This window comes from Streptomyces sp. NPDC013455 (assembly GCF_040632975.1).
Classification (GTDB): Bacteria; Actinomycetota; Actinomycetes; order Streptomycetales; family Streptomycetaceae; genus Streptomyces.
This window is the reverse complement of sequence record NZ_JBEYCX010000006.1, coordinates 235,587-254,032: the sequence shown is the minus strand read 5'-3', so window position 1 is coordinate 254,032 and position 18,446 is coordinate 235,587. Positions and strand designations below refer to the sequence as shown.

Below are 18,446 nucleotides of genomic sequence, written 5' to 3'. Positions count from 1 at the left end.
CGGCCCGCCGCACGGGCCGTACTCCGTCACTTGTCCCTCGTCACGCCAGTTCCAGCCGGACCTGCGCCTCGGCGGCCCGTTCGGCCTCGGCGAAGGAGGCGGACTGCGCCCGCCCGTCGCGCAGCCAGGCCCGCAGGTTCTCGATCGACTCCCGCTGGGAACGGCTGAGCGGCACCAGCCGCGCGATCGCCTCCGCGAGGTCGCTCGTCGTGATGTCCCGGTCCTCGGCGAACGCCCGGTACATCGCGTCGACGACGGCCTGCTCCAGCTCCGCGCCGACACAGCCGTCGGACAGCCGGGCCAGCTGCGCCACGTCGAACCGGTTCGGATCGCGGCGCCGCTTGCGCAGGTGGACGTGGAGGATCTCGCGGCGCTCGGCCTCGGTCGGCAGGTCCAGGAAGAACACCTCGTCGAAGCGGCCGCGGCGCAGCATCTCCGGGGGCAGCGCGGTCACGTCGTTGGCCGTGGCGACGACGAACACCGGCTTGGTCTTCTCCTGCATCCAGGTGAGGAGGGTGCCCAGCACGCGCTGCGAGGTCCCCGAGTCGCCGCCCCCGCCGGCGGCGAACGACTTCTCCAGCTCGTCGATCCACAGCACGCACGGCGCCACCGTCTCCGCCAGGCTCAGCGCCTGGCGGACCCGCTCCTCGGACTCGCCGACCAGGGAGCCGAAGACCGCGCCGACGTCCAGCCGGAGCAGCGGCAGCCGCCACATGCCGCCGATCATCTTGGCGGTCAGGCTCTTGCCGGTACCCGGGATGCCGATCAGCGCCAGACCCTTCGGCGCGGGCAGCCCGTACTTCGCGGCCTCCTCACCGAAGGCGCGCTCGCGCAGCGTCAGCCAGCGCTTGAGCGCGTCCAGCCCGCCGAGGTCGTCCGGTGTCTCCTCGGGCGCGGTGAACTCAAGGGCCCGGGAGGCGCGGATGACGGCCTTCTTCTCCGCCAGTACGGCGCCGATGTCCCGGTCGTCCAGCACCTGGTCGCGCACGATCGCCTTGGCGAAGGCCCGCCGCGCCTGGGTGGAGGTGAGACCCAGTGCCGCCTGGGCGAGCCGGGCACGGCCGTGCGCGGTCAGCTCGCAGCGGATGCCGCCGGTGGAGGTGATCATCCGCTCCAGTTCGCCCCGCAGGGCGTCCGCGTCGGGCAGCGGCAGGTCGATGACCACGGCGTCGTCGTCGAGTTCCCGGGGTACGTCGCGCACGGGCGTGGTCACCACCAGCGAGGACCCCGTGTACACCAGTTCGTGTGCCAGGTTGCGGACCTTGCGCCGCACCAGCGGGCTCTTCGACCAGAACTCGTGGAAGTCCCTCAGCACGTACAGGTCGCGCTTCTGCGGCGAGGCCTTCACCATCTCGCCGATCTTCTCCAGCGCCTTCTCCGGCGTCGGCGCCTGCGGCATGCCGCGGCCGACCGCCGACCGGAAGCCGTCGGCGATGTCCCAGCTGACGAGGTCGGCGGAAGCGTCCCGCGCCGCACGCACCGTGTCCAGCACCGTGAGCGCCCGCTGTTCCTCGATGGTGACCAGCACCAGCAGCGGCACCCTCGCCCGCAGGTACAGGCCGATGTCGTTCTCGATGGTCACCGCGGACCGCCCTCCCACTCGTGCATGCCCGTCAGGGTGATCGAGCCGTCCGTACCGATCACCAGCTCCGCCTCGGGCACCTCGGCGAGGTCCGCGGCGGTGTACCGGCCCGTCAGCGCCCAGTACTCCTTGTTGGACGACCCGCGCAGTCCGGCGCCCAGCCGCAGCCGCGCGTTGTACCGCCCGGCGACGACCAGATCCGTGTCGGCGACCGCCGCCGCACGGCGGGCGTCGCCCTCCACCTCGGCGCGGGTGAACCCGGTCAGCACGATGATGCCGAGATCGCTGCGGCGCCGGACCGCCCCGCAGAACGCCGCGACGGCCTCCGTCTGCTCCAGCGGCTCGCCACCGGTCAGGGTCACGCCCTCGATGCCGTCGGTGCCGAGCACTTCCTCGACCAGGTCCGCGACCGGCCGCCCGCCGGGGTCCCGGGCGGGGTCCCCGGGGCGGACGGGATGCGTGCCCGGATTGAAGCAGCCGTCGCACGCCAGAGTGCACCCCTGGCTCCACACCACGAACCGCGCACCCGGACCGTTCGCCGTGCTCCGGGCCAGCGTCGAATGAATCCGCCACCGGGGCCCGGCGACGGAGTGCCCCCGTACTGTCACCATCGCCGGTCTACTGCCAGAGCTGGTCGTGGTGTTCCTCGGCGGTCTCCACGTAGGCCTCGGCCGTCAGTTCCTGCGACTCCACGTCGCCGCCGAGCCGGGAGACGAGCTCCTCGGTCTCGGCGAGGCAGCTCATGCCCTCCATGCCCTGCACGTGCAACTCGACCCGGCCGTCCGGTCTGACCGTCACCTCAAGGATCTCGTCGGCCAACTCGTCCCCCCAAGCCAGGCCCCAACCACGAATGCCCGCAATATATCTCCGCGCGGCGAGGCACGTCACCAGGTGGCGACAATCGACAAGATCGTCCGCGACCCCGCGGACAGGACCGGACCAGGGAAGGAACCGACGAGATCATGTGCGTCATCGAGACCCGCGGCCTGACGGAGGCGTCCGGATGACCGGCACCGAAGCGCCCGTGCTGCTGCGCACCGAGGGGCGGGCCGGCTATCTCACCCTCAACCGGCCGGGGGCGCTCAACGCCCTGAACCACGCCATGGTCCGCGCCGTCGACGCGGCCCTGACCGTATGGGAGAGCGATCCGGCCGTGGAGACCGTCGTCATCACCGGCGCGGGGGAGCGCGGCCTGTGCGCCGGCGGCGACATCCGCGTCATCCACGATGACGCCCGCGACGGCGACGGCACCGCCTCGGCCGCCTTCTGGCGCGACGAGTACCGGCTCAACGCCCGTATCGCCCGCTACCCGAAGCCCTACGTCGCCGTCATGGACGGCATCGTGATGGGCGGCGGTGTCGGCGTCTCGGCGCACGGCAGCGTGCGGATCGTCACCGACCGGTCCCGGATCGCCATGCCCGAGACCGGCATCGGCTTCGTCCCCGACGTCGGCGGCACCCGTCTGCTCGCCCTGGCCCCGGGCGAACTCGGCACCCACCTCGCGCTGACCGGCGCCCACATCGGCGCCGGCGACGCCCTGCTCTGCGGGCTCGCCGACCACTACGTACCCGCCGCGGCCCTCCCCGCCCTCGTGGCCGAACTCGCCGCCTCGCCCCTGCCGGACGTCCTCGCGCGCCATGTGCAGCCGCCGCCGCGAGGGGAGCTGGCCGAGCGGCGGGAGTGGATCGACGCGTGCTACGCGGCCGGGACGGTCGAGGAGATCGTGCGGCGGCTGCGGGACCACGGCGGCCCGGACGCGAAGGAGACGGCCGAGACCCTGCTCGGCAGGTCGCCCACCGCGCTCAAGGCCACCCTCGCCGCCCTGCGCCGCGCCCGGAGCCTCGGCTCGCTGGAGCAGGTCCTCGACCAGGAGTACCGCGTCTCCTGCGCCTTCCTGCGCACGCCCGACCTGGTGGAGGGCATCCGCGCCCAGGTCATCGACAAGGACCGCGCACCGCGCTGGTCGCCCGCGACCCTGGCCGAGGTCACCGACGCCGACGTGGACCGCTTCTTCGCCCCGCTCGGCGACCGGGAACTGGGACTGGCCGCCACCGCCACCGCCACCGCCACCGCCGACGGTGCCGGCACGGCCGGCACCTCGGACACCGCCGGCACGGCCGGTACCCCGGACACCGCCGGCACGGCCGGCACCCCGGACACCGCCGGCACGGCCGGCACCCCGGACACCGCCGGGTAGCCGACGGGCGGCAGCCCGCCGCGCTGACGGCCGGCGGGGAGTGGTGGGGCGGGCCGCCGGGGCGGTGCCGGGGGACAGCCGGCCGCGCCGGACGGCGACCCGCCTCCTCCGGTGCCCGTGCCGAACGCCGCCGTGCCGAACGCCGCCTCCGCTGTGCGGCGTTCGGCGTCGAGCGACCCGCATCCCGAGGCGCCCGCATCCCGAGGCGCCCGCACCCCGAGGTGCCCGCATCCCGAGGTGCCCGCATTCCGAGGTGTGCGCCTCCGCTCGGGTGTCCGCCCCCCTCGGCGCCTGCCGCGCGCGGTGTTCGCGGCGGGCGGGCGGAGCGGCTCGGGCCCGTTGTCGCCGCGGTGGACGACCGGTCGGATCTAGCCACCGCCGACCCACCAGCCCATACCGTCCCGCCCGGTGGGAGAGGTAGATCACCCCTGGTGTACGCGGTCTTGGCCGGGCCCGCGCCACGCGGTACGGTCTGTCCGATATCGACGACGGCGAGACGGAAGCCGGTGGGAATCCGGCACGGTCGCGCCACTGTATGCGGGCCCTTCAAGGAGCTCGTGAGTCAGACCCGTGGCCGTCGTCCTGTGCACCACCGAGATGGGACGCGAACTCCCAGAGGAGGTCCTGCCATGGCGCAGACCGTCGCCCGGCCGACAGCCACCACCCCCGTCGTTCCCGCCAAGCTGCCGCTCAAGGCGATAGCCCCCTGGGCGGTCTTCTTCGGCATCCTGATGCTCGTCCTGCTGTACTTCGTCGGCGCCGAGCAGGGCGCCACCTCCGTGTTCAACGGCACGGACGTCCATGAATGGGTGCACGACGCACGTCACCTGCTCGGCTTCCCCTGCCACTGACGCGAGGGGACGCGCGCCCATGAACTCCGCAACCGTACGGAACCTCCTCGTACGGGGCATGCTCGCCGGCCTCGCGGCCGGCGTGCTCGCCCTGATCGCGGCCTACGTCCTCGGTGAGCCGCACATCGACAAGGCGATCGGCTTCGAGGAAGCCCACTCCCACGAACACGGGGTGGAAGTCGTCTCCCGCTCCGTCCAGTCCACCGCCGGCCTCGCCACCGGCGTCCTCCTCTACGGGGTCGCCTTCGGCGGCATCGCCGCGCTCGCCTTCTGCTTCGCCCTCGGCCGGGTGGGCCGGTTCGGCCCGCGGGCCACGGCCCTGCTGCTGTCGGGCTGCGCGCTGCTCACCGTGTACGTCGTACCGTTCCTGAAGTACCCGGCCAATCCGCCGTCGGTCGGCGACCCCGACACCATCGGCAAGCGGACCACCCTGTACTTCCTGATGATGGTGCTCAGCGTCCTCCTCGCGGTCGCTGCCACCATCCTGGGCAAGCGGCTCGCGCCCGGCCTGGGCACCTGGTGGGCGACGGTCGTCGCGGTGGCCGCGTTCGCCGTCGTGATCGGCCTGGCCTTCCAGTTCCTGCCCGTCGTCAACGAGGTGCCGAGCCACTTCCCGGCCACCCTGCTGTGGCGGTTCCGCCTGTCGGCGCTGGCCATCCAGACCGTGCTGTGGGGCGGATTCGGCCTCGCCTTCGGCGAGTTGGCCGAGCGGCTGCTGAACCCGGGGCCGGTGGCCGCCGGTCGGGCGGTTCCCGCCGCGCACTGACTCCTCCGCGCCACCAGAGGGCCCCTCGGAACCATCCTGGGGGCCTTCGGCGTTCTCCGGACACCGTCGCGCACCGGATCACGGCCCGGCCGGAGCACCGGCCGGTCCGGCGCGGACCGCGCTGCCCCGACCGGCGCCGCCCTGTCTGGCGTTGCCCCGGCCGGCCTGCGGGCGAGCGCCCCGGCCGGTCTGCGGCCCGGTCCTCAACCGGTCGGCGGACGGCCCAGGCGCAGGTTCCAGCGTCCGGCCCGGCCGCTGAGTTCGGTGAGGGTCAGCGGCTGTACGTCGAGGCGCCAGAAGACCGCGGCGGGCAGGCCCAGCGCGGCGACGACCGCCGCCCGCACCACGTCCGGCTCGACCACGGCGAGCGTACGGCCCTCCAGCTCCCGGGCCTTCGCCAGCCGGCCCGCGACCCTCTCGCACAGCTCCCGCACGGACTCGCCGCCATGGGGTGCGCAGTCGGGGTCGGTGAGCCAGCGGCCCACCGCCTCCGGCTCGGCGGCCCCCACCTCGTCCAGGGCGCGGCCGCGCCAACGGCCCACGTCCAGCCCCGCCAGCTCCGCCGCCGGCACGCCGTGGAGGCCCAGCGCCGCCGCCGTCTGCCGGCAGCGCACGCTGGGCGAGAGGAGTACCCGGGCCGCGGCGGGCAGCGTCCCGGCCGCCGACCTGGCCTCGGCCAGACCGCCGTCGTCCAGGGAGCCGCCGTCGTCGAAGCGCGCCTGCCGCAGAGACGTGCTCATGGCGGCGGAGACGAGGACAACTCGGCTGGTCACGCGGTCACTCCTGCTGCTGTCGTCATGGGCGTGCGCACCGGCGCTCGGTGCGCACGCCGTGGATGGTACGTCCGCCGCCCGCCCGCGCACACCGCACCGGTCCGGCCCCCGCCTCGCGGGCGGGGGCCGGACCGGCGGGCGGTGCCGGCGGCGGCCGGGTGGCCGTCAGGAACCGGCGAGTTCCTCGCGGACCACACGGGCCGCGGCCACCAGGTTCTCCAGCGAGGCGCGGGTCTCGGGCCAGCCGCGGGTCTTCAGGCCGCAGTCGGGGTTGACCCACAGCCGCTCGGCGGGGATCGCCCGGAGCCCGGCGCGCAGCAGCCCGGCCGTCTCTTCGACGCTCGGCACGCGCGGCGAGTGGATGTCGTAGACACCCGGGCCGGCCTCACGCGGGTAGCCGTGCGCGGCCAGCTCGCGCGCGACCTGCATGTGCGAGCGGGCGGCCTCCAGGCTGATCACGTCGGCGTCGAGGGCGTCGATGGCCCGGACGATGTCGCCGAACTCCGCGTAGCACATGTGGGTGTGGATCTGGGTGTCCGGGCGTACCCCGCCGGTGGTGAGGCGGAACGCCTCCGTGGCCCACTCCAGGTAGCCGGGCCGGTCGGCGGCACGCAGCGGCAGCGTCTCGCGCAGCGCGGGCTCGTCCACCTGGATCACCGACGTGCCGGCCGCCTCCAGGTCCGCCACCTCGTCGCGCAGTGCGAGTGCGACCTGCCGGGCGGTGTCGGCGAGGGGCTGGTCGTCACGGACGAAGGACCAGGCGAGCATGGTGACCGGGCCGGTGAGCATGCCCTTGACCGGCCGGTCCGTGAGGGACTGGGCGTACGTCGTCCAGCGCACCGTCATCGGCTCGGGGCGGGAGATGTCACCGGCGAGGATCGGGGGACGGACGTAACGGGTGCCGTAGGACTGGACCCAGCCGTGCTGGGTGGCGAGGCAGCCGGTCAGCTGTTCGGCGAAGTACTGGACCATGTCGTTGCGTTCGGCCTCCCCGTGGACCAGGACGTCCAGCCCGGCCTTCTCCTGGAACCCGATCACCTCCCGGATCTCGGCCCGGACGCGCTCCTCGTAGCCGGCCCTGTCGATCCGGCCTGCGCGCAGAGCGGCGCGGGCGGTGCGCAGTTCGCCCGTCTGCGGGAAGGAGCCGATGGTGGTGGTCGGCAGCAGCGGCAGGCCGAGCAGTGTGCGCTGGGCGGCGGTGCGCTCGGGGTACGGCTGACGGCGGCGGGCGTCGTCCCCGGTGACGGCCGCGGCCCGGGCCCGGACGGCCGGATCGCGGGTGATCGGCGAGCCGGCTCGGGAGGCCAGGTCGGCGCGGTTGGCGGCCAGTTCGGCGGCGATGGTGTCGGTCCCGCGGGCGAGCCCCTTGGCGAGCGTGACGATCTCACGGGTCTTCTGCCTGGCGAAGGCGAGCCAGCGCAGGATCTGCGGTTCGATGTCGTGTTCGGCGGCGGTGTCGAGCGGCACGTGGAGCAGGGAGCAGGAGGCGGCCACGTCCACCCGGTCCGCCAGGCCCAGCAGGGTGCCGAGCGTGGCCAGGGACTTCTCCAGGTCGTCGACCCAGACATTGCGGCCGTTGACGACACCGGCGACCAGACGCTTGCCGGGCAGGCCGCCCACGGCGGCGAGGTCGTCCAGGTTGGCGGCGGCCGGCCCCGTGAAGTCCAGGGCCAGGCCCTCCACCGGTGCCTTGGCCAGCACCGGCAGAGCCTCGCCGAGCCGGTCGAAGTAGGAGGCGACCAGCAGCTTCGGCCGGTCGGTGAGGGCGCCGAGCGCGCGGTGGGCGCGGGCGGCGGCGTTCAGTTCGGCCGGGGTGCGGTCCTGGACCAGGGACGGCTCGTCCAGCTGCACCCAGTCGGCGCCGGCCGCGCGCAGGTCCGCGAGGATCTCGGCGTACACGGGCAGCAGCCGGTCGAGCAGGGTGAGCGGGTCGAAGCCGGCGGCCACGCCCGGCGCGGGCTTGGCGAGCAGCAGGTAGGTGACGGGCCCGAGGAGCACGGGCCGCGGGGTCAGGCCCAGGGCGAGGGCCTCCTTCAGCTCCGCGACCTGCTTGCCCGGGTCGGCGGCGAACACCGTGCCCGGGCCGAGCTCGGGCACCAGGTAGTGGTAGTTGGTGTCGAACCACTTCGTCATCTCCAGCGGAGCCGCGTCCTGCGTGCCGCGCGCCATGGCGAAGTAGCCGTCCAGGGCGTCCGCTTCGACGGCCGCCCGGTGGCGGGCCGGGATCGCGCCCACCATGACCGTGGTGTCCAGGACGTGGTCGTAGTACGAGAAGTCGCCGGTCGGGACCTCGTGGATGCCGGCCCCGGCGAGCTCCAGCCAGTTGGAGCGGCGCAGTTCGGCGCCGGTGGCGTGCAGCTCGTGGGCGCCGACGCGGCCCTTCCAGTAGCCCTCGACCGCCTTCTTCAGTTCCCGGTGCCGGCCCTGGCGGGGGTAGCCGTACACGGTGGCCCGTGCTGCCGCGGCTGCGGACGTGGTGGTCACGGAGATCTCCTTCGCGAGATGAATCCCTGAGATCCCGGGGACGGGACGCGGACGCGAAGGGGTGAGGAACCGGACGGCAGCGGCCCGTGGCCGTCCGTCCGGTGTGCACGCCGACCGCCCGCGAGGTCACCGGGATGTCCGCGCACGAGTGGTCCGCACGCGGGCGGCCGGCAGGTCTTCGGACTCGCGGGCACGTCCTCACGATGTGAGGACACCTACTGGCCGTCGCTTCCCAGGCCCTGTACGCCGGGCCCAGTGCGTATGACGGCGGTCGTTCCCGCTCACCGCTGCGGGGCAGTCCCGGATTCACACCGGGTTCCCTCTTACGACGCATCCCGCCTGGCGGACGGGGCGAACCAGCTGCACGGCTCAGCCTACGGGGCCGTCCGGGAGAGCGTGCGGTCACGTCCGGCATCCGGAAGGTGACGTGGAACACGGGACGGAACCGAGGGTCAAGCCGGTCACGGCTGCGTGGCGGGTGCGGCGCGGGCCTCCCGGCACCGCCGGTGATCCCGCACATCGGGCGGACGACCGGCCCCCGCGGCGGCGCACGCCCGGCGTGGCGCGGCTGCCGCGGGGGCCGGTTCCCCGGGCGGGGGGCGCTACGACACCTGGGCCTTGTCGTACAGGGCCTTGACCACGTCACCGAAGTACGGACCGAACATCCGGTTCGGCAGGAACGTGTAGCCGAAACTGTTCACGGAGACCTGGAGCCCGGTGCCGGTCGCCTCGGTGAAGCCGGTGAACCAGGGGCCACCGCTGGATCCGCCCGTCATGTTGCAGGCGAGGCTGTGATCCTGCGAGAAGAGGAAGTCCTTGGAGCTGTTCCCGCTGCAGTGGATGAGCTTCGTGCCGTCGTACGGCGACGCGGCGGGGAAGCCGAAGGCGTACATCGGCTTGTTGTAGCCGCCGTTGAACTGGATGCCCTGTGCGCCGACGACCGAGGTGAGCGTCGCGCCGTTCAGGGGGGCGACGACCGCGGCGCCGACGTCGTAGTTGATGTCCTCGCTCGCTTCCCACTGCGGAGTCGTGAGCGTCTTGGCCGCCGTCCACTGCCCGTACGGCGCGTTGCCGTTGTCATAGGCCGGGACGAAGACCCAGTTGGTGTGCCAGCTGCCCTGGTACTTCACACAGTGGCCGGCCGTGATGACGGTGCTGGCGTTCTGGCTGGTCACCGCGTTCCCGGTGCACGAGGCGGTGCGCCCCTGGAAGGTGAAGAACACCCGCCCGGAGGTCGCCACGACGGCACCGCCGCCGGTCCACGGGGCACCGGCCTGCGGGAAGGAGGCGAGGGCGGGAGTGGGCGCGACCGTGGTGGAACGCCCGCTGCTCCGAGGGGCCTTGAGTTCCTTGTCCGCCGCCTTCCTGGTCAGCAGCAGGTCGAGGGGGGTGGCGCCGCGCATGCGCTCGGCGGTCCAGAAGGTGCGGGCCTTGTGCTGCTCGGCCGCCGAGGGGGTGTGGGCCGCGGCCGACGGTCCGGGAGCCGTCGTGGCGTTCGCGGCCCCGGCGTGCACGAGGCCGCCGGTGAACAGGGCTCCGACGGCCAGCAGAATGCCCGCGGCAGTGCGATGGCGTCTCACACAGGTCTCCTTCTGCCGTGCCAGGACCGGTCGGGTCCGGGCAGGGTGGGGGAACGAAGAGCGGTGCGGATCGACGTGCGTGAGGGCAGGGTGCCACGGAAAGGCGGACTTGTCAGGAGCACGTAAAGGTCGGTTCTCGCGGGCCCTTCCCGCCTCCGTCACCGGCCGCGGCGGCGCAGCAGGAGGTCCGCCACCACCGGGCGGTGGTCGGAGGCCGTGGTCCCCGGCGTGTCCGCGCCGGTGACGGTCACCTCCGGTGAGACGGTCACGAGGTCGATGCGTCTGACCGGGTCGGCCGCCGGGAAGGTCTTGCCGCCGTCCGGCGCGGCATCGGCCAAGGGCCCCCACAGCCGGGCCAGTTCGGGCGCGGCCGGCTCGGCGTTGAAGTCGCCGAGGAGCACTTTCGGGCCGCGGTCCTCGGCCAGGACGCGCAGCATGTCGTCGACCTGGGCGCGCCGGACCGAGGGGTCCGTGCGGTAGTCCAGGTGCGTCGCGTACACGTGCACACGGGCGCCCCGGACCGTGACCGTCACCTCGGCGAAGCCGGGCGCGGGGGCGGGCACCGGACGGGGTGTCTGGGTGGACAGCCGGGTGATCTCGTGATTGCGCGCGTCGAGGATCCGGTGGCGGCTCAGGACCGCGACGCCGTACTGCCGCCGTTCCCCGCCCGGCGGGTCCGGCGGCAGGTCGTAGATCGGCGCGAAGAAGACCCGCATGCACAGGCGCCGGGCCAACTCCCGGGCCTCGTCGGCGAAACCGCTCCGGGCACCCCAGTGCACGTCGACCTCCTGGAGGCCGATCACGTCGGCGTCGAGGTCCCGGATCGCCGCCGCCGTGCGGTCGAGGTCGAAGACGCCGTCCTGTCCGGCACCGGCGTGGATGTTGTAGGTCGCCACACGCAGCGGTACGCGCGGAGCCCGCGGGGCGGCCGCGGCGGATCCGGTGCCGGCCGCCCGGCCCGCCGCGGCCGCGCCCGGCGACAGCGTGCCGAGTGCGACGGTGGTGCCGAGCGCGACGGTGGCGGCGAGTACGGCGGTGAGCGGCGCGCGGTGAGCGGGCCGGCGGGTCGTGCGGTCGACTCGGTCCACGGCACCCTCCAGATCACGAGCCGGGGCCCGCACCCGGGTGACGGGACGCGGCCCGGCGCCGCGCCGCGCCAACTCCTGTGCATCGGCGCGGGGTTGACGCGGCGTACCGTAAGGCAGACCGGGAACGTACGCAACGGGCCCCGAGCCCACCCGTGCCGGCCCGGAGCCCACCCGTGCCGACCCCGAGCTCGCCCGTGCCGGCCCCGAGCCCGCCCGTGCCGGCCCCGAGCCCGCCCGTGCCGTGCCGGCCCCGAGCCCGCCTGTGCCGGGCCGGTGCCGGGCCCGTGCCGGTAGGACGCCCACCCGGCCCGCGATCGCCGGGCGGGTTCAGCCCTCGAGCCGGGGTCTCTCCGCCGCCTGTCCGCCGCCGACCGGCGACAGCCTCAGCGGCCGACGAGTTCGGTGAAGCGGTCGGCGCCGATGTTGCCGCCGGAGGCGATGACGCCGATCCGGCGCGGCGGGTTGTCGACACGGCCGGCCAGGAGGGCCGCCAGGGGCGTGGCCCCGCTCGGCTCCAGGACGATCTTCAGCCGCTCGAAGGCGAAGCGCATGGCGGCGACGATCTCGTCGTCGCTGACGAGCGCGATCGCGTCGAGCAGCCGCTGGTTGATGGGGAAGGTGATCTCACCGGGAGTGTCCAGGGCCTGGCCGTCGGCGATGGTCCGGGGGACCGGGATGGTGACGCGCGCGCCCTGTTCCAGCGAGCGCTTGGTGTCGTCGCCCGCCTCCGGTTCGACGCCGATCACCCGGATGCCCGGGTGCAGGGCCGTGGCGGCGACGGCGCTGCCGGCGATGAGTCCGCCGCCTCCCACGGGCACGATCAGCGCGTCCAGCGGGCCGGTGTCCTCCAGCAGTTCGAGTGCGGCGGTGCCCTGACCGGCGATCACGTGCGGGTGGTCGTACGGCGGGATCAGGGTCAGGCCGCGGTCCGCGGCCAGGGCCTGGGCGAGGGCCGAGCGGTCCTGGCCGTAACGGTCGTAGGTGACGACCTCGGCGCCGTAACCGGTGGTCGCCTCCAGCTTGGACCGGGGCGCGTCCTCGGGCATCAGGATGACGGCCCTGGTGCCCAGTTCCCGGGCGGCCAGCGCGGTGGCCTGGGCGTGGTTGCCGGAGGAGTAGGCGGCGATGCCCTTCGCCAGCTGGTCGGCGGGGAGCCGGGAAGCGGCGTTGTAGGCACCGCGGAACTTGAAGGCACCGATCCGCTGGAAGTTCTCGGCCTTGATGAACACCTCGGCGCCGACCAGGGAGTTCAGGGTGCGGGAGGTGAGGACGGGCGTGCGGTGGGCCATGCCCTGGAGGCGCTCGGCGGCCTCGCGGACGTCGTCGAGAGTAACGGGCGGTGCGGCGGCCATGGCGTGTCCTTGGAGGAGTCGGAGGGACGTGGACTGACGGCTGTGCGGGTCACCAGCCGGTGATGCGCGGCCAGTACGCCTCGATCGCGGGCGCGGGTGCCGTGGCGGCCCGGGAGCCGTCGACGACGTGGTACCCGTGGTGCTGGGCGGCCGTGGCGCAGGCGTGGTTGGGCAGCACCCGCAGGCGGGTGCCGATGGGCAGGTCGGGCAGCGGGGCGCCGTCCCGTGCGGTGAGCGTGCCGTGCTCCTGGCTGGCATCGGTCATGACCAGGTGAGGGATCGGCGTGCCGGCCAGGTCGGTGACCAGTCCGTAGCCCTGGTCCTGCGCCTGGGCGGCGGTACCCCGGTCCCGGGACATGGCCATCCAGCCGCCGTCGGTGATGATCCAGCCGAACTCGGGGCGGTGGCCGATGACGGTGACCACGACCGACAGGGCGAGGTCGGTCCGGTCGCAGACGCCGAGACCGGCCATCACCAGGTCGAAGAAGACGTAGTTGCCCGCGCGGAGCTCGGTGACCCCGGTCAGGTCCTCGGCGGCGTGGGCGGTGGGGGTGGAGCCCACGCTGACGGTGGTCGCGGGCAGGCCGGCCGCGCGGAGCCGCTCGGCCGCGGCGACCGCGGCGTCCCGCTCGTCCCGCGCCGCCCTGCGCCGGCCCTCGGCGGTGGGGCGGGAGTACGACTCGCCCGCGTGGGTCAGGACACCGTCCAGGCAGCCCGCGTCGTGCAGGAGGCCGCCGATGCGGGTGAGGCCCGGGGCGTCGGGCCTGAGGCCGCCGCGGTGCCCGTCGCAGTCGATCTCGATCAGGGCGGGGAGGGCGGTGCCGGCCTCCCGCGCCGCCGCGGCGACGAAGGCCGCCTGCTCGCTGCTGTCCAGCAGGACGCGCAGGGTGACACCGCGACGCGACAGGGCGATGACACGCGGGAGTTTGGCCGGTTCGATACCGACGGCGTAGGTGATGTCGGTGTAACCGGCGTCGGCGAACGCCTCGGCCTCGGCGAGGGTGGAGACGGTCACCGGCCCGGTGCCGCCGTCGTGCAGGAGAGCGGCGGCGTCGAGGCTCTTGGCCGTCTTCACATGGGGGCGCAGGGTGACGCCGAGGCGGTCCGCCCTGGCCCGCAGGCGGGCGATGTTGCGCCGCGTCCTGTCCACGTCCACCACGGCGAACGGGGTGTCGGGGTCGGCCAGGGTCCGGACGGCGGGGGAGCAGGCGGCGCTCATGGTCGGATGCCCCTTCACTTCGCGTAGTTGTAGACGGTCGCCCGGGACACGCCGAGCAGGTCCGCGATGGCCTGGGCGGCGTCGCGGGAGTCGAAGTAGCCGTCGCGCTGCAGCCGGCGTACGAGCGCCTTCTTGTCCTCCCGGCTCAGGGAGCGAGGGGTGGCGGCGCGCTCGGCGGCCCGGGCCTCCACCACCTGGCGCAGCTCGCGCGCGGTGCGGTCCCGCAGGGTCTCCAGGGGCTGCTCGCGGTGGTCGGCGTCGGTGGCCACGAGGTTCGACAGCGTGAGCGTCACCGGTGACAGCACGGAGACGTCGAGGTTCAGGCACAGCGCCGCGATGTACTCGCCGGCGGCGTTCTTGATGCCGATGGACGTGCTCTTCACCGGGCGGCCGTCGGGGAACCGGTTGGGGTAGTTCTGGATGACGCTCGGGTACTGCGGATCGGCGATACGGGCTAGGCCCAACTCCGTTGCCGGGTCGCCGACCTGACGACCCGACAGGTTGTTCTCGATCGCGCGGATCGCGTGGTCGGGGTCCCGAAGGTCGTGCAGTACCACCTCGCACAGGCCGGGGAACATACGGCCCAGCGCCACGGCGATCTTCTCGGCCTCCCGGATGAGGTGCTCGTCCGCGCCGTCCGGGTCCGCGCCGTGCGGAAGGTCGTCCATGCGGTCTCTTTCCGGTCCGTCCTGCGTACACATCGACTTATTTTCCATCTCTGGACAGCGAGTCTAAGGAGTGGGGTGACCGCTGTCCAGCGTGTACCGGGAGCACGCCGTCCCCGCGCCCCCCGGTCCCGGCGTCCGGCCCGCACCGCGTGTCCCGAGCCCGGCGGCCGCGTCCGGTGTGTCCCCGGTCGCCCTCCGCCGGGCCGCCCTCCTGTCGCCGCCGAAGCCCAAGTACGGTCGGGTGCCCACACACTCAGCCAAGCCCAAGTACGGTCGGTACCAGCACATTCAGCCACAGGACGTTCCACCGAGGGGGACACATGGCCGACCGGTCCAGCGCACAGCACCAGGCGTGGCTGCGCAGCTTCCACCAGGCGGCGCCGGGCGCGCCACGGCTGCTCTGCCTGCCGCACGCCGGCGGCTCCGCGAGCTTCTTCTTCTCCCTCTCCAAGGCCCTGTCGCCGGCGGTGGACGTGCTCGCGGCGCAGTACCCGGGGCGCCAGGACCGCAGGGAGGACCCGGTGGCGGGCTCGGTCCAGGAACTCGCGCAGGGCGTGTTCCGCGCGCTGGACGAGCGGGACGACACGCCGCTGGCCCTGTTCGGGCACAGCATGGGCGCCATGGTCGGCTTCGAACTGGCCCGGCTGCTGGAGGCTGCGGGGCGGCCGCCGGCGGTCTTCTTCGCCTCCGGCCGCCGGTCCCCGTCCGCCCGGAGCACCGAGACGCTCTACGCGGGCGACGACGCGCGGCTGCTCGAGGAGGTCACCAAACTGGACGGCACGGACGCCGCCCTGCTCCAGGACGAGGAGATGCTGGAGCTGATCCTGCCCGCGCTGCGGGCCGACTACCACGTGGTGGAGACGTACGAGCGCACCCCCGGGCCGGGGTTGAGCTGCCCCCTGGTGGTGATGACGGGCGACGCCGACCCCCGGCTGACGCCCGACGAGGCCGGGGCCTGGTCCGAGGAGACCGACGGCCCGTTCGAGCTCCATGTGTACCCCGGAGCCCACTTCTATCTGGTGGCGCAGCAGCAGGCCGTGCTGGCCCGGATCGAGGCCACGCTGCGACGGCTCGGACTCACCGACGAGGTAGCGGTCTGAGTCCGTGAAGCGGAGGTGACGCGGGCGGCACCGGGGAACCGGTGCCGCCCCCCGCGGCGTGCGTCAGCCGAGGATCTTGGCGGACTCGATGACCACGGACTCCTTGGGGACGTCCCCGTGGCCCTGCAGGGTGCCGGTCTTCACGCCCTTGATGGAGTCGACGACGTCCTGGCCCTCGGTCACCCGGCCGAACACGGCGTAGCCCCAGCCGTTCGGGCTCTTCGACGAGAAGTTGAGGAAGGCGTTGTCCGAAACGTTGATGAAGAACTGGGCCGTCGCGGAGTGCGGGTCGCTCGTCCGCGCCATCGCCACGGTGTAGTTGTCGTTCTTCAGGCCGTTGTCGGCCTCATTCTGGATCGGGGCGTCAGTCGGCTTCTGCCGCATGTCCGGGGTGAAACCGCCGCCCTGGATCATAAAGCCGTTGATCACCCGGTGGAAAATCGTGCCGTCGTAGTGGCCCTTGCGTACATAGGCGAGGAAGTTCTCGACGGTCTTGGGCGCCTCGGCGTCGTTGAGCTCCAGCACGATGCGGCCGAAGTTCGTGTTCAGCTCGACTGACGACATCACATTCTCCTTATTGCGGTGGGGCCGGCCCACGGTGCGGTACGGCTCTGGTGGCCGTTTTTCCGGTGCGATCGAGGACCACGTACGACGAGACGCTCAAGCGCACCATGGAATATACGACCACAAGGGGCACACCCGTTGCTCAGCGCCCCGGCGCTCGAACGGCCATCCGTGTCATCTCCTGCGGCGGCGGGAAGGGGGTGCGGCGTGACGTCGAGTCGGCCACCGGCCCCGTCCCATCGTCCTGCCGCGCGAAGTGACAGCCGCTCGGAACACGGTTGACGGCCCGCCCCCGGACCCGGTTGGGTTCGTCCGGGACGGCAGTGGGTGTCGGGCAGTGGGTGTCGAAAGGGAACACACGTGGTGGAGCAGGTCCGGCCGGCCGGCGACGAGTGCCTGAACGGTCCGCCGGGGGAGGAGGACGCGGCCCTGCCCGGCGCCGTCGCGGGCAGCGGGGCGTGGGGGCGGCCGCCGCACCGGGTGGACCCCGGTCACGGCGACCTGCTGCAGCACGCCCGGATCCCCGACACACCCGCCGCGGGTACGGTCATCCTGCTCAACGGCACTTCCAGTTCGGGCAAGTCCAGCATCGCCCGAGCCCTGCTCGACGTCCTCGACGGCAGCTGGTTCCACCTGCCCGTCGACGCCTTCCACAGCATGCGCGGCGGCCGGCCCCTCACCGACGCGGACCTCCAGGCCGAGATCGACCGCACCGCCAAGGGCTTCCACCGCGCCGTCGCCGGAATGGCCGCGGCGGGCAACAACCTCGTCGTGGACCACCCGCTCAGCCGCCGCTGGCGCCTGCTGGACCTCCTCGGCCTGCTGGAACCACAGGACACGCTCCTGGTCGCGGTCCGCTGCCCGCTGCCGGAGCTGGAGCGCCGGGAACGCGCGCGCGGGGACCGGCAGGCGGGGCTGGCCGCCCTGCAGTACCCGCACGTCCACGCCCACGGGCCGCACGACCTGGACGTCGACACCAGCGTCCTGTCCCCGCAGGAGTGCGCCCTGCGCATCCGTGACCTGCTCCGGGAGCGCCCTCGTCCCACCGCCTTCGAGCGGCTCCGGCGGAGTCCGGGCGCCCCGCTCTGAGATCTCGCCGGCGTCCGGCGTCCGGCGCCCAGTGCGCCTCAGGGCGGCGGGGGAGTGTCGCCGGGCGCGGTGGGCAGTGCCAGGTGGGTGAGGTCGCCCGGCGGAGGTGTGGTCACCGGCCACAGCGGAGCGGCTTCCCCGTCGGCGAGCGCGGCCGGCGCGTCGGTGAGGCGCATGCGCTCGCGCAGCCGGCCGTAGAAGTCCATCGGGCCGAGCCGGACCGCCTTGAGCCGGCGGCGGGCGGCGTACACGCCGATCCAGTCACCGGGGTTGAGGACACCGCGCACCTGCCCGTCGATGCTGACGGCGGCCCGGCCGGACCGTTCGAGCACCTTCAGGGCGATGGGCTCGTCGGGGGCGGCCACGACCGACCGGTTGAACGCCATGTGCGGGGCGACCGGCGTGAAGACGAGCCCCTCGGCGCGCGGTGAGACGACCGGACCGCCGGCGGCGAAGCTGTACGCGGTGGAGCCCGTCGGCGTGGCGACCAGCAGCGCGTCGGCCGAGTAGGAGGCGAGGAGCCGGCCCGCCAGATAGACGCCGACGGACACCTGCCGGTCCCTGGCCAGCTTCTCCACGACGACGTCGTTCAGCGCGGTCACGTTCAGGGCCACACCCCAGTCGTCACCCACCTCGCACTCCGTGCGCACCCGGGGCGGGGGCAGCAGCGGCCCGCGGCCGTACCCCATCAGCTCCTCCACGTTCCGCGGCACCTCCAGCCGGCACGACGCCCGCAGGGTGAGCAGCATCCGGCGCTCGACGGTGATCCGCTCCTCCCGTACGGCGTCCAGCGCCTCGCGCACCGCCGTGGCGGGCACCTCCGTCAGGAAGCCCACCCGGCCGAGGTCGACGCCGAGGACGAGGGCGTCGTTCTCGGCCGCCAGCCGGGCACCGCGCAGGAACGTCCCGTCGCCGCCCAGGGTGACGATGAGGTCCGGATCGCCCGCCGCGTCGATCTCCTCCCGGGCGTGGTGCCGCCCGCCCTCCTGCCACACGTCGATGTCGGCACACCCGACGGCGTGTTCGGCGCACCACGCGTGCACGGCGCCCGCGGCCGCCACGGCCTCCGCCCGTCCGCCGTGCACGACCAGGCCGACACGGTTCACCGTCATATCCGTACACCCGCCTCCCAG

At 73.6% G+C, this 18,446-nt stretch carries 17 protein-coding genes and 2 riboswitches; of the genes, 5 read left to right on the top strand and 12 right to left on the bottom strand.

Annotation, left to right across the window (positions count from 1 at the left end):
- Positions 1-40: 40 nt before the first annotated feature.
- From ABZ576_RS13325 to ABZ576_RS13315, 3 genes are read right to left on the bottom strand one after another with little or no spacing between them, the layout of a single operon-like run.
- Positions 41-1,582, bottom strand: coding sequence for an AAA family ATPase (locus ABZ576_RS13325; RefSeq protein ID WP_360739496.1), 1,542 nt, complete (start codon positions 1,580-1,582; stop codon positions 41-43).
- The gene (locus ABZ576_RS13320) at positions 1,579-2,193 is read right to left on the bottom strand and encodes a 4Fe-4S single cluster domain-containing protein (protein WP_360739494.1); all 615 of its coding nucleotides are present in this window, start codon (positions 2,191-2,193) and stop codon (positions 1,579-1,581) included. Before ABZ576_RS13320 ends, ABZ576_RS13325 begins: the two co-directional genes overlap by 4 nt.
- Before the next feature lie 7 nt (positions 2,194-2,200).
- Positions 2,201-2,401, bottom strand: coding sequence for a DUF2997 domain-containing protein (locus ABZ576_RS13315; RefSeq protein ID WP_360739493.1), 201 nt, complete (start codon positions 2,399-2,401; stop codon positions 2,201-2,203).
- 184 nt (positions 2,402-2,585) lie between these two features.
- Between ABZ576_RS13315 and ABZ576_RS13310 the strand changes: the two genes are divergently transcribed.
- The 3 genes from ABZ576_RS13310 (at position 2,586) to ABZ576_RS13300 (ending at position 5,396) form a co-directional block, all read left to right on the top strand.
- Entirely contained in the window at positions 2,586-3,779 is a 1,194-nt protein-coding gene (locus ABZ576_RS13310; protein WP_360739492.1) for an enoyl-CoA hydratase/isomerase family protein, read from the top strand.
- Positions 3,780-4,231: 452 nt separating this feature from the next.
- Positions 4,232-4,372, top strand: a riboswitch (cobalamin riboswitch).
- A 36-nt stretch (positions 4,373-4,408) separates the two neighbouring features.
- The gene (locus ABZ576_RS13305) at positions 4,409-4,630 is read left to right on the top strand and encodes a CbtB-domain containing protein (protein WP_360739490.1); all 222 of its coding nucleotides are present in this window, start codon (positions 4,409-4,411) and stop codon (positions 4,628-4,630) included.
- Positions 4,631-4,649: 19 nt separating this feature from the next.
- The gene (locus ABZ576_RS13300; RefSeq protein ID WP_360739488.1) at positions 4,650-5,396 is read left to right on the top strand and encodes a CbtA family protein; all 747 of its coding nucleotides are present in this window, start codon (positions 4,650-4,652) and stop codon (positions 5,394-5,396) included.
- 203 nt (positions 5,397-5,599) lie between these two features.
- On the opposite strand, the gene ABZ576_RS13295 is transcribed toward ABZ576_RS13300, so the two are convergent.
- The 7 genes from ABZ576_RS13295 to ABZ576_RS13265 form a co-directional block, all read right to left on the bottom strand.
- On the bottom strand, positions 5,600-6,169 hold the full coding sequence (locus tag ABZ576_RS13295) for a histidine phosphatase family protein (protein WP_360739487.1): 570 nt from the start codon (positions 6,167-6,169) through the stop codon (positions 5,600-5,602).
- A gap of 165 nt (positions 6,170-6,334) precedes the next feature.
- Positions 6,335-8,653, bottom strand: coding sequence for a 5-methyltetrahydropteroyltriglutamate--homocysteine S-methyltransferase (gene metE / locus ABZ576_RS13290; protein WP_360739486.1), 2,319 nt, complete (start codon positions 8,651-8,653; stop codon positions 6,335-6,337).
- Positions 8,654-8,804: 151 nt separating this feature from the next.
- Positions 8,805-9,029, bottom strand: a riboswitch (cobalamin riboswitch).
- Between the two features lie 226 nt (positions 9,030-9,255).
- Positions 9,256-10,233, bottom strand: a complete 978-nt coding sequence (locus ABZ576_RS13285) for a peptidase (protein WP_360739485.1) — start codon at positions 10,231-10,233, stop codon at positions 9,256-9,258.
- A gap of 158 nt (positions 10,234-10,391) precedes the next feature.
- On the bottom strand, positions 10,392-11,321 hold the full coding sequence (locus ABZ576_RS13280; protein WP_360739483.1) for an endonuclease/exonuclease/phosphatase family protein: 930 nt from the start codon (positions 11,319-11,321) through the stop codon (positions 10,392-10,394).
- A 383-nt stretch (positions 11,322-11,704) separates the two neighbouring features.
- On the bottom strand, positions 11,705-12,673 hold the full coding sequence (locus ABZ576_RS13275; RefSeq protein WP_360739482.1) for a threo-3-hydroxy-L-aspartate ammonia-lyase: 969 nt from the start codon (positions 12,671-12,673) through the stop codon (positions 11,705-11,707).
- Between the two features lie 49 nt (positions 12,674-12,722).
- The gene (locus ABZ576_RS13270; protein ID WP_360739480.1) at positions 12,723-13,892 is read right to left on the bottom strand and encodes an alanine racemase; all 1,170 of its coding nucleotides are present in this window, start codon (positions 13,890-13,892) and stop codon (positions 12,723-12,725) included.
- A gap of 14 nt (positions 13,893-13,906) precedes the next feature.
- Complete coding sequence (locus ABZ576_RS13265) at positions 13,907-14,560, bottom strand: PAS domain-containing protein (RefSeq protein ID WP_360739479.1); 654 nt, start codon at positions 14,558-14,560, stop codon at positions 13,907-13,909.
- A 320-nt stretch (positions 14,561-14,880) separates the two neighbouring features.
- On the opposite strand from ABZ576_RS13265, the gene ABZ576_RS13260 reads away from it, so the two are divergent.
- Entirely contained in the window at positions 14,881-15,660 is a 780-nt protein-coding gene (locus tag ABZ576_RS13260; protein WP_360739478.1) for an alpha/beta fold hydrolase, read from the top strand.
- Positions 15,661-15,723: 63 nt separating this feature from the next.
- On the opposite strand, the gene ABZ576_RS13255 is transcribed toward ABZ576_RS13260, so the two are convergent.
- Positions 15,724-16,224, bottom strand: a complete 501-nt coding sequence (locus tag ABZ576_RS13255) for a peptidylprolyl isomerase (RefSeq protein WP_360739477.1) — start codon at positions 16,222-16,224, stop codon at positions 15,724-15,726.
- Between the two features lie 360 nt (positions 16,225-16,584).
- On the opposite strand from ABZ576_RS13255, the gene ABZ576_RS13250 reads away from it, so the two are divergent.
- Positions 16,585-17,313 (top strand): AAA family ATPase, encoded by a 729-nt coding sequence (locus tag ABZ576_RS13250; protein ID WP_360739475.1) that lies wholly within the window; start codon positions 16,585-16,587, stop codon positions 17,311-17,313.
- Between the two features lie 38 nt (positions 17,314-17,351).
- Here the strand turns inward: ABZ576_RS13250 and ABZ576_RS13245 are convergent, their stop codons facing one another.
- On the bottom strand, positions 17,352-18,425 hold the full coding sequence (locus ABZ576_RS13245) for an NAD(+)/NADH kinase (RefSeq protein WP_360739473.1): 1,074 nt from the start codon (positions 18,423-18,425) through the stop codon (positions 17,352-17,354).
- Between the last annotated feature and the right edge of the window lie 21 nt (positions 18,426-18,446).